At 72.3% G+C, this 11,244-nt stretch carries 8 protein-coding genes; 7 read left to right on the top strand and 1 reads right to left on the bottom strand.

Features of this window, described 5'->3' with window-relative positions:
* Positions 1-41 precede the first annotated feature (41 nt).
* A complete protein-coding gene (locus G3I54_RS20805; RefSeq protein ID WP_203686825.1) occupies positions 42-1,970 on the top strand; it encodes a serine hydrolase domain-containing protein in 1,929 nt (642 codons plus the stop codon).
* A 215-nt stretch (positions 1,971-2,185) separates the two neighbouring features.
* Here the strand turns inward: G3I54_RS20805 and G3I54_RS20800 are convergent, their stop codons facing one another.
* On the bottom strand, positions 2,186-3,283 hold the full coding sequence (locus tag G3I54_RS20800; RefSeq protein WP_164616377.1) for a LacI family DNA-binding transcriptional regulator: 1,098 nt from the start codon (positions 3,281-3,283) through the stop codon (positions 2,186-2,188).
* 223 nt (positions 3,284-3,506) lie between these two features.
* On the opposite strand from G3I54_RS20800, the gene G3I54_RS20795 reads away from it, so the two are divergent.
* The 6 genes from G3I54_RS20795 to G3I54_RS20770 all read left to right on the top strand — a co-directional run bounded on the left by G3I54_RS20795 (position 3,507) and on the right by G3I54_RS20770 (position 11,243).
* Entirely contained in the window at positions 3,507-4,772 is a 1,266-nt protein-coding gene (locus G3I54_RS20795) for an ABC transporter substrate-binding protein (RefSeq protein WP_164616376.1), read from the top strand.
* A gap of 135 nt (positions 4,773-4,907) precedes the next feature.
* The gene (locus tag G3I54_RS20790) at positions 4,908-5,750 is read left to right on the top strand and encodes a sugar ABC transporter permease (protein WP_137231201.1); all 843 of its coding nucleotides are present in this window, start codon (positions 4,908-4,910) and stop codon (positions 5,748-5,750) included.
* Entirely contained in the window at positions 5,737-6,663 is a 927-nt protein-coding gene (locus tag G3I54_RS20785) for a carbohydrate ABC transporter permease (RefSeq protein WP_164616375.1), read from the top strand. The genes G3I54_RS20790 and G3I54_RS20785 overlap by 14 nt, the downstream gene beginning before the upstream one ends.
* 45 nt (positions 6,664-6,708) lie before the next feature.
* Positions 6,709-7,473 carry an SDR family NAD(P)-dependent oxidoreductase gene (locus G3I54_RS20780; protein ID WP_164616374.1) on the top strand — a complete coding sequence of 255 codons (765 nt, stop codon included), beginning with the start codon at positions 6,709-6,711 and terminating at the stop codon, positions 7,471-7,473.
* Positions 7,461-9,254, top strand: a complete 1,794-nt coding sequence (locus tag G3I54_RS20775; RefSeq protein ID WP_203686823.1) for a heparinase II/III family protein — start codon at positions 7,461-7,463, stop codon at positions 9,252-9,254. Before G3I54_RS20780 ends, G3I54_RS20775 begins: the two co-directional genes overlap by 13 nt.
* Before the next feature lie 3 nt (positions 9,255-9,257).
* On the top strand, positions 9,258-11,243 hold the full coding sequence (locus G3I54_RS20770; protein ID WP_164616373.1) for a hypothetical protein: 1,986 nt from the start codon (positions 9,258-9,260) through the stop codon (positions 11,241-11,243).
* Position 11,244 lies beyond the last annotated feature (1 nt).

Raw genomic sequence — 11,244 nt, 5'->3', positions numbered from 1 at the left:
CGACCCGGTGACCGGACGTCGGGCGCGGGAAGGAGTTGCGGATGACCGGGGACACACTGGGGAACGGACGGGCGGCGGACGGCCGGGGCGCGCGCGGAGGCGGAGGCCCGACCGGGAGCGGCGGCTCCCGGTCCGGATCCGACGCGGCCGGGAGCGGCATCGCCCGGCGGCGGCTGGGCGGCGGGATACTGGCGCTGGGCGGTGCGCTCGCGCTGACGCCGATTCCGCTCGCGGCCGCCCGGAGCGGGCCGGGCGCGGGGGCGGCCGGCGGAGCGGCGGACACGGGAGCGGGCATGGAGTCAGGGGCGCACCGGCCCACGCTGCGACGCGGAAGCGCCGCGCGCGCCGGGCTGCTCCAGGGGCCGCTGGACCAGCTCGTGCGGGACGCCGAGGCCTATCTCGCCGACTCCCCCGAGCACCCCTGGTACGCGGGCGCGGTGCTGCTCGCCGGGCGGGGCGGCACGGTGGCGCTGCACCGGCCGATCGGCAAGGCGGTGCGCTATTCCGCGTACGACGAGAAGACCGACACCGGGGTGGAGTTCCCGGCGGACCAGCAGATCGCGATGGCCGAGGACACCGTCTTCGACCTGGCCTCGATCTCCAAACTGTTCACCTCGCTCCTGGCTGTCCAGCAGATCGAGCGCGGCGAGCTGGAGCTGGAGGCGACGGTCGCCTCGTACCTCCCGGACTTCGCGGGCGGCGGCAAACAGGACATCACGGTCCGCCACCTGCTCACGCACACCTCGGGTTTCCGCGCCTGGATCCCGCTGTACGAGGAGCCGACCCGGGAGGGCAAGCTCCGGATGCTGTGGGAGGAGGTTCCCGCGAGCACCCCGGGCAGCGCCTACCTCTACTCCGACCTCAACCTCATCTCGCTGCAACTGATCCTGGAGCACCTCACCGGCCGCCCGCTGGACGCCCTGCTCCGCGAGGAGATCACCGCGCCGCTCGGGATGCACCGCACCCGCTACAACCCGCCCGCCTCCTGGAAGCCGAAGATCGCGGCCACCGAGGACGCCCGGCCGCCCTGGTCCGGTCTCGATCGCGGTCTCGTCTGGGGCGAGGTGCACGACGAGAACGCCTACAGCTTCGGCGGGGTGGCGGGCCACGCCGGGGTGTTCTCCTGCGCCTGGGACCTCGCGATCCTCGCCCGTACGCTCCTCAACGGCGGGGTGTACGGACGCTCCCGCATCCTGTCCGAGGACTCGGTCGACCTGTTGTTCACGGACTTCAACACCGCGTTCCCTGGCGACGAGCACGGCCTGGGCTTCGAGCTCTACCAGCACTGGTACATGGGCGCGATGGCGACCCCGCGCAGCGCGGGCCACACCGGGTTCACCGGGACCAGCCTGGTGCTCGACCCGTCGACCGACACCTTCCTCATCGTGCTGGGCAACTCGGTCCATCCCGTACGGAGTTGGCGCTCGGGCAGCGCGCCCCGGGTGGCGACCGCCAACCAGCTGGCGCGGGCCGTTCCGGTCCGGCCCGAGCGGGGGCGCACCGCCTGGTTCTCCGGGATGGCGAGCGCCTCCACCGCCACGCTCACGCTGCCCGCGCTGCGCCTGGACTCCGCGCGGGCCCGCATGGAATGCGCGCTGTGGTGGGACACGGAGCCGGCCTCCGACGGGCTCGTCCTGGAGGCGTCGGCGGGGCAGGACTGGCGGCCGGTGCCGTTCACCACCGTACGTCCGGGACCGGGCCACCGGCCGGACCCGCAGCCGCAGCCGACCGGCTCGGTGAGCGGCTGGTCGGGGCGCGTCTGGCACCGGCTGGAGGCGGACCTGACGGCCTGGCGCGGCCAGGACGTCACCCTGCGGTGGCGCTACACCACCGACCAGCTGTACGTGGGGCGCGGCGCGTACGTGGACGGTCTGCGGATCCGCGACGGCGCCCGCACGGTCTTCGACGCGGAACGGCCCCGGGACGCCGGCCGGATCGAGGCGACGGGCTGGACGCGGTCGGCCGACTGACCCGTCGGCCGGAGTGCGCGCGACCGGGCGCGTCGGCTCGGCCGGAGTGAAGGGGCGACAGAGCGGGTCGGCCCACGCGAACGGACAACAGGGCGGGTCGGCCGCTCCGGGTGACCGCCCGGAGCGGCCGGCGCGGCCTACGTGGCCGGCCCGGCCGACGCGTCAGCGGCCGGGCCGCGGCCGACAACTGGCCCGGCGGCAGCGGTCGGCGCTCCTCACACCGCCGGAGCGACCGCGTCCGGAGCGTCCGGAGTCACCGCGTCCGCCGGCGCGGGCGCGGGCGCGGTCGACTCCCGGACCACCAGGCGTGGCCGGATCAGCAGGGAGCGGCCGGCCGAGGGCGCCGACTCGATCCGGGCGCGCAGTTGCTGGAAGGTCTCCGCCGCCATCTCCGGCAGCGGCTGACGGACGGTGGTGAGCGGCGGCTCGAAGAGATCGGCGAGCAGGATGTCGTCGAAGCCGACCACCGACACATCGCGCCCGGCGGTGCGTCCGGCGTCCTTGGCGCCCCGGCAGATCCCGATCGCGCACATGTCGTTGATGGCGACGAACGCGGTGGGCGGACGGGGCCCGGAGAGCAGCTCGCGGGCGGCGTTGCGGCCCAGCTCGGCCGCGTCCTTGTCGCCGAACTCGCTGGTGTCCGCCCCGGGCCAGACCGTCGCGTCGGCCGGGTCGAGCCCGGCCTCCTCCAGTGCGGCACGGAAACCCCGCAGCCGCTCACGGCGGTTGACGCTGTTGACCGATCCGGAGACGAACGCGATTCTTCGGTGGCCGAGTTCGAGCAGATGGCGGGTGGCCAGCTCCGCCCCCATGGCGTTGTCCACGCTGATGCTCGCCAGCGACGGCGGGTCGCCCGCCTGGGCCGTGCGGTCGAAGGCGACCATCTTCAGACCTCGGCTGAGCAGCGGCTCGACGTGTTCGAGGGAGGGCAGCGAGGAGCAGAGCACCACTCCGCTGACCCCGTCGGCCAACAGCTCCTCGCCGTACTTGAGTTCCCGCGCGGGATCGCGCTCGCTGTTGCAGAGCAGCACGTGGTACCCCTCGGCGAGCGCGATGGCCTCCAGCTCCCGCGCGAGCGACCCCCAGAACGGGTTCGCGACGGAGGGCACGATCAGGCCGATCACCTTGATCCGGCCCGTGCGCAGCATCCGCGCCGCACGGTTGGGCCGGTAGCTCAGCCGCTCGATGGTCTCCTCGACACGCGCCAGGGTGGCCGCCTGCATACGGTCGGTGCGCCCGTTGAGGACGTTGGAGACCGTACTCGCGGAGACGCCCGCCGCCGCCGCGACCTGATGGATCGTTACCCCGCTCATGCCACCTCCGGTTCGAAACTCCCTGACCACCCTAGTGTATCGATTTACTGAAGTCTCTCTACCGATACACCCGTTAACGTGGGCGAAAAATTCTTGTGCATCAGCTGTTGACGCCACTCCGACGGCATTCCTAGTCTCAGTGCATCGATTTACCAGTACATCCCGGCCATGGCTGGGACCTCTTCACTGGATCGATCCACAGACTCCACCTCAAGGGGTGCTCATGGAACTCAACAGACGGTCGCTGCTCGCCGCCATCGGCGCGGGCACCGCAGCCGCGCTCACGGGCTGCGGCACCGGCACCTCCGCGGCCGGCTCGGCCGATGGTCCCGCCGAGGGCGAGATCACCCTCCTCACCCCGATCTACGAGGGCGCGAAGGGCAAGACGCTCCTGGAGGGCGACACCCTGGGCGGGTTCCGGAAGAAGTATCCGGACGTCAAGGTGAACGTGGACTACACCACGTACGCCCAGCTCAACGAGAAGATCACCACCGGGCTCGCGGGCGGCCTGCTGCCCGACGTGCTCATGATGGGCGTCGGCTGGATCCCGCCGTTCGCCGCCAAGGGCGCGATCGCGGAACTGCCGGAGAAGCTGGCGAAGGCCCACGACTACGAGAAGCGGGTGCTGGAACCCTCCCGCCACGACGGCAGGCTGTACGCCCTGCCCGTCGTGCTCGACACCCGCATCGTGGTCTACCGCAAGGACCACTTCGCCGAGGCCGGCATCCGCAGGACGCCCGGCAACTGGTCCGAACTGCGCGCTGTCGCCAAGCAGTTGACGAAGAACGGCCGGGTCGGCTTCGACCCCTTCTCCATCGATCTGCGCCAGTGCTGGGAGACCTTCCTCTTCGCCAACGGCGGTCAGCTGTTCAGCGCGGACGGCAGGAAGGTGCTGTTCACCGACGCCCGCGGGGTGGAGGCGCTGCAGTTCTTCAAGGATCTGGTGACCGACGGTTCGGCGGACTACGCGCGCAAGACCGACGCCGGAGCGCCGTCGAACGTGCAGACGGGCCGGGCCTCGATGATGATGACGACCAGCGCGCTGTGGGTCCAGGTCAAGGAACAGAACCCGGAGCTGATCGAGGAGGACAAGCTCGGCGCGTTCGTCCTGGCCAACCGCAGGCCCGCGATGCTCCAGGGCGGCACCCTCGTCACCCAGTCGGCCGGCTCCCGGCACCCGGCGGCGGCCCGCGCGCTCGTGGAGTACCTGGCCACACCCGAGTCGATCCTCGGCGCGGCCCGGCAGCGCGGCTCGGTGCCCGGACTGCGGGATCTCAACGACACGGGTTACGTCAAGGAGAACCGGTTCGTCGACCTCTCCCTGAAGAACCTCCAGCACGCGGCGTCCGAGGGCGGCACCGCCGCCTGGATGGAGATCCGCGAAAAGATCAAGCCGACGCTGGAGCCCGCGATCGTGGGCGGCCAGTCGGCGAAGGACGCCGTCGCGGAACTCGGCCGGCTCGCCGAGGCCGCCATCGGCCGGATGTGAGGACCCGTCATCGTGGGAGCGACATCCGTACTGAAGGCGCGGCCCGTGCGGCCGCCCGCACCTCCTGAACCGGCGCCGCCCCGGCGCACCCGCCGGACCCCGACGGGCCCCGGGCGCCGACGGCGGCGGGCCGGCATGCTCATGGTGGCGCCCGCGCTGCTGCACGCCTCGCTCTGGATCGGCCTGCCCGTGCTGGCCGCGGTGGTCCTGGCGTTCACGAAGTACGACGTGCTGACCGCCCCGCAGTTCGTGGGGCTGGACAACTTCCGGGACATGCTGGACGACGCGGTCTTCCGCAAGTCCATCGTCAACACCGTCGTCTACACCTTCTTCACCGTGCCGTTCGGCATGCTGCTGGGCCTGCTGCTGGCGCTGGCCCTGCACACCGGGCTCAAGGCCCGCGGCATCTTCCGCACCGCGGTCTTCCTGCCGCAGGTCACGGCCACCGTGGCCATCGCGCTGGTCTGGCTGTGGATCTACAACCCGGGCAACGGCCTGTTCAACGCGCTGCTGTCGTTCATCGGCATCGACGGTCCGGCCTGGCTGTCCTCGACGCGGTGGGCGATGCCCTCGGTGATCCTGGTCGGCATCTGGCAGGGCATCGGCATGAAGATGCTCATCTATCTCGCCGCGCTCCAGTCGCTTCCCCGGGAGCTGTACGAGGCGGCGTCGGTGGACGGCGCCTCGAAGGTCCGGCAGTTCTTCTCCATCACGCTGCCGCTGCTGAAGCCCGCCACGTTCTTCGTGCTCATCACGTCGATGATCGGCGCGTTCCAGTCCTTCGACCAGATCTACATCCTCACCGACGGCGGCCCCGCCAACAGCACGACGATGATGACCTACGAGATCTACAAGTCCGCCTTCCGGGAGTTCCGCGTCGGATACGCCTGCGCCCAGTCCCTGGTGCTGTTCGTGCTGCTGATGGGCTTCACCCTGGTCAACCGGCGGATCATGGGAGGCACCCGTGGCCACAGTTGAGACGCGGAAGCCGGTGGACGTCAGCACCGTGCGGCGCGGACGCTACGGCCGGCGGCCGGTGTCCCCGGGCCGGATCGCGCTCTGTCTCACGCTGTCGGTGATCTCGCTGCTGATGGTGGTGCCGTTCGTCTGGATGGTGCTCACCTCGCTGAAGTCGCCGGTGGAGATCGCCTCGCAGGACTCCGGACTCCTGCCGAGCAGCTGGCAGTTCGGCAACTACGTCGACGCGTTCGCGGCGGCCCCGTTCGCCACCTACGCCCGCAACAGCTTCATCATCGCCTTCAGCCACACCGTGCTGAACGTGCTGGTCGCCTCCATGGCCGGGTACGCGCTGGCGCGGATCAGGTTCCGCGGCAGCGAGGTGATCTTCTACCTGTTCATCGCGGCGCTGATGATCCCGACGTACACGAAGGTGCTGCCGGAGTTCCTGATCGTCCGCTTCATGCCGCTGGCCGGCGGGAACGACCTCCTCGGGCAGGGCGGCAGCGGCTGGCTCGACACCTGGTGGGCGCTGATCATCCCGGGTGCGGTGACGCCCTTCGCGGTCTTCCTCTTCCGCCAGTTCTACCTCGATCTGCCGGTGGAGCTGGAGGAGGCGGCCCGCCTCGACGGCCTCGGCGAGTTCCGCATCTACGCCCGGATCATGACGCCGCAGGTCAAGCCGGCGCTCACCACCGTGGCGCTGCTGACCTTCGAGTCGTCCTGGAACAACTTCCTGTGGCCGCTGCTGGTGACCCGGACGGACAGTCTGCGGGTCATCCAGGTCGGGCTGTCCGTCTTCAAGACGGAGAACGGCACCCAGTGGCACTACCTGATGGCCGGCACCACGCTCGCCACCCTTCCCATGGTCCTTCTCTTCCTCATCGGCCAGCGCTACTTCGTGCAGGGCTTCGCCACCGCCGGTCTCAAGTGACCGGCCCCCGGCCCGCCGCGGCCGGAAACCGAAAGGGCTTCACCCATGTCTGCTGAACTTCAGGGCTCCCGTGCGCTGGTCACGGGGGCAGGGCACGGCATCGGCCGCGCCATCGCGCTCGCGCTGGCCGAGGCCGGCGCCGATGTCGCCGTGCACTACCACTCCTCCGCCGACCGGGCCGCCGACACGGTCTCCGCGATCGAGGCGCTGGGCCGGCGCGCCAAGGCGTTCGCCGCCGATGTGACCGTGAGCGCGGAGGTGGACCGGCTGGTCGAGGAGGCGGCCGGGTTCCTCGGCGGACTCGACGTCCTGGTCTGCAACGCCGGTCATCTCGTCGGCCGTGCGGCCATCGCCGAGATGACCGACGAACACTTCGACCGGGTGATCTCCACCAACCTGAGTTCGACGTTCCGCACGGTGCGGGCGGCGCTGCCGCATCTGGAGCGGTCCTCGGCCGGACGCGTCATCACCATGTCCTCGCTCGCCGCGCACAACGGCGGCGGCCCGGGCTCGGTGGCGTACGCCGCCGCCAAGGCCGGCATCCGCGGCTTCACCAAGGGGCTGGCCAAGGAGCTGGCCGGAACCGGCATCACGGTCAACGCGGTCGCACCGGGCTTCATCAAGGGCACCGCCTTCCACGACACCTTCACCGCGCCCGCGGCGCAGGAGGCCATGGAGGCGGGCATTCCGGTCGGCCGGGCCGGCACCCCCGAGGACGTGGCGTCCGCCGTGGTGCATCTGGCCTCGCCCGCATCGGGCTTCCTGACGGCGACCACGACGGACATCGACGGTGGCGTATGGCCGCGTTGAGGCGGATCGCGCGGGAGCGCGGCGGCTGGTGGCACGCGTACATCTGTCCGGCGCACGGGGTGGAGCTGGAGCACGGCGATCTCCTCGCCGGGGTGTTCCCCGAGGGCGGTGCGCGGTGTGCGCACGGCTGCCGGGTGGACAGCGAAGCGGTGCGCGGCGCGTGGCTGGTCCTCTCGCACCAGGCCTGGGCACGGCAGCTGCGGGTGCTGGCGCACCGGGGCGAGCGGGCGGAGGCGGTGGAGCGGCTGGTCGAGTACGCCGGTCTGTACGCCGAACTGGCCGCCGACCGGCACGGCGAGGCCCAGAGCTGGATGCTGCGCGGCCGGCTCTTCCACCAGGCGCTGACGGACGCCATCTGGGCGGTGAACGTCGGGCACGCCGTGCTCACGCTCGCGGAGAAGGAGGCCGAGGACCTGGCGGCGGTGCTGCCGCTGCTGGAGGCGCTGGAGGAAGCCGCGCTGGAGGCCCGGGAGGTGCTGACCGCTCAGGGGCAGCTGGCCTCCAACTACACGGCGTGGCTGAACGCGGCCGGTGTCGCGGCGGGCCGGGCGGCGGCTGCCGTACGAGAAGAGGCCTGGGCGGGCGCCGGGCGCTGGCTGGAGGGCGAGCACGGGCTGTACGCGCATCTGCGGGCGGCCGTCGCGGACGACGGCTGGGAGTGGGAGGGCAGCACGTATTACCACGGCTTCGTGCTGCGGGCGGCGCTGCTGGCGCTGCGCTCCACCGACCCGTCCGCGCTGCCCGAGGACGTGGCCGGTGTGCTGGCCGGGATGACGGATGTGCTGGCCGCCGTCGCGACGCCGGGCGGTGTGCTGCCCGCGCTGCACGACGGCCCCTACCGGCGGAACGCCCTCGGCCTGGAGTGGCTGGAACTGATCGCGCTGGCCCGGCAGTCGGTGCCGTCGGACGCGCTGGAGGCGGTGGCGGTCCGGGTCCGGGCGGAGCTCGGAGACGCGGACGACGCGCTCGACCGCGAGCTGGTCGGCTGGTTCGCGGGTCCGCCGCTCCCCCGGCGGGCCGCCCCCGCCCCGGTCACCGTGTTTCCCTCGACCGGGTACGCGGTACTGCGGGCGGCGGGCATCCACGCGCTGGTGGACTTCGGCCCGCACGGCGGATCGCACGGCCACCGGGACAAACTCTCGCTGTATCTGTACGGCGACACCACCGCGTGGCAGCCGGACCCGGGTCAGGTGCCCTACGCCCACCCGGAGTTCCGCGATCTGTACACCTCGACGGCGGCGCACCCCGCGTTCCGGGTGGACGGCGCCGAGCAGGCCGAGTGCGCCGGTGCGCTGACGGCGGCGGACGCCGTGTCGGTGACCGCCGAGGCGACGGAGGCGTACGAGGGCGTACGGGCGGTCCGCCGGGTGGCCGTCGGCCCGTGCTATCTGGTGGACCTGCTGACGGTGGAGGTCACGGGGCGGGAGAACCCCCGGCTCACCGCCCAACTGCGGCCCGGCACCGCGCTGGACGTGCAGGTGCAGGCGGCGGGCCCGGTGCGCACGACCTGGTACGGGGACGAGACGCTGCACGGCTGGCACACCCAGAGCGCCGGAGTGCCGGTGCGCCCGCTCACGCTGCCGGGCCCCGGTCCGGCGGACGACCCGCAGCGCACCCGGACCCGGGTCGACTTCACGGCGGAGGCCGCGCACACCGTCTTCGCCTCGGTCTACCAGGCGGCGTCGGCGGGCCCGGCGGTGAGCGACGTACGGCTGGACGGCGAGGAGCTGACCGTGGAACTGGCGGACGGCTCGACGGCCCGCTTCCGGACGGAGGGCTGAGCCGTGCTGCTCTCGGCGACCCCACCGCCCGGTCCGCGCCCCGCGCAGGAGGCCCGGGTGCGCGAGGAGGCGGCCCGGCACCGCGCCCTGACCCCGCCCCGCACCCATCCGATGGCCAGCATCACCTGGCTGGGCCCGGCCGCGTCCAACCCGGCCCTGGCCTACCGCGTCGGCGGCGATCCGGCCGATCTGGCGGAGAGCGTGCGCTGGATCGAGGCGGCGGTACGGCTGCCGCACTGGGGCCGGGCCCATATGCCCGACCACGACCTGGACGCCGGCTGGCTGCTGCACCATCTGGCGCTCGCCCTGCGCTGGATCGGCGACGACCTGCCGGAGGACGTGGGCGCGCTGCTCCGGTACAAGCTGCTGCTCCAGGGGCGTCGCCTGTACGACTTCGCGGTGGCGAGCGAGGGCCGCTGGTGGTCGTCCTCGTACTGGCAGAACCACAACTGGATCTGTTACGCGGGTCTGGCGACGGCCGGCTATGTGCTGGGCAAGGAGGAGTGGACCGAACGGGCGAAGTCGAACCTCGCCACGGTGCTGGAGGTGATGCCCGAGGACGGTTCGCACGCGGAGGGGGTCGTCTACTGGCGTTACGGAGTCCCGTTCCTGGCGATCCACCTGGACCTGCTGGCGGAGGCCGAGGGCGTCGACTGGTGGGACCGGGGAGGCTTCATGGCGAACACCTTCGGCTACCGGCTGCACCAGAGCGCGCCCGGCTTCGCGTTCACGGTCGACCACGGCGACTGCCACGACCGGCGCAGCGGCCACAGCGCGGCGCTCTACTACCGGCTGGCCGCGCAGTACGGCATCGCCGAGGCGCAGTGGCTGGGCGATCTGGCCTCGGGCGAGCTGCTGTGGGCGGAGGCGGAACACAGCGGGGTGCGGCCGGGCATCCTGCCGGAGGCGTACCTCGAATACCTCTGGTACGACCCGGCCGTCGCGCCGGCCCGGCCCACCGCCACCCGGGCGTTCTTCCCGGACCTGGGGCTGCTCGCGGCCCGCACCGGCTGGGACGACGGCGCGACGGCGGTGTCGTTCAAGGCGAGCCCGGGCGGCGGCCACCGAGCTTGGGAGACGAGCGCGAAGCACCGGGCGGAGCTGGGCCACGAGACGCTGAACCAGGGTCACCACCACCCGGACTCGGGCTCCTTCGTCCTGCTGTCGCAGGGCGCCTTCCTGGCTGTGGACGACGGCTACAGCAACCGCAAGCGGGCGGCGCACCACAATCTGCTGCTGGTCGACGGGCAGGGGTACGCGGACGAGGACCGCTACCACGTCTACGAGGGGATTCCCTTCGAGCGGCAGGCCCGGCAGCGCGACGTGCTGGTGGGCGAGGAGGAGGGGTGGGCGCACGCCACGGCGGAGATCGCCGCGATGTACGACCCGGCCCTCGGGGTCCGCCGGCTGGACCGGACGCTGGTGTTCACCCCGGCGGGGCGGCTGGTGCTGCTGGACCTGGCGGAGGCGGAGGAGCCACGCGCGTGGACGTTCCTGCTCCGGACGGACCGGCCGACGGAGGAACACGCCGACGGCTCCCGGCTGATCAGGTCCGGTGCGGCCACCGCGCGGGTGCGGCGGCTGGCCCCGGACGAGGCGTCGGTGCGCACCGGGGTCATGGAGGTGGCCGCCAATCCGACGTCCAGCACTCCGGAACTGCGGCTCGTGCGCACCCTGCACACGCTGGACGTGACCACCGCCGCCTCCCGTACGGGCCTGTTCCTCACCGCCATCACGCCGGACGCCGCGTGCGCGGTCGCCGGGGCGGAGTTGGCCGAGGGGCACGGTGTGCGGTTCGCGGACGGCGAGGAGAGCGTGTTCCTCTCCCCCGTCGACCGCCGTGTCCGGGGCGGCGAGCTCTCCGCGGACGCCGCCGCCGTCCTGCTCACCGCCGGCGGAGCCCCGTACGTCGTGGCGGCGACCCGGCTGGAGCTGGCGGGCCGGGTACTCCTTGACGTGACGGAGCCGTACACCGGAAAGGTCGGGTAGC

Source organism: Streptomyces sp. SID14515 (assembly GCF_010548505.1).
Taxonomy (GTDB): domain Bacteria; phylum Actinomycetota; class Actinomycetes; order Streptomycetales; family Streptomycetaceae; genus Streptomyces; species Streptomyces caviscabies.
This window is presented reverse-complemented; position numbering and strand designations above follow the sequence as displayed.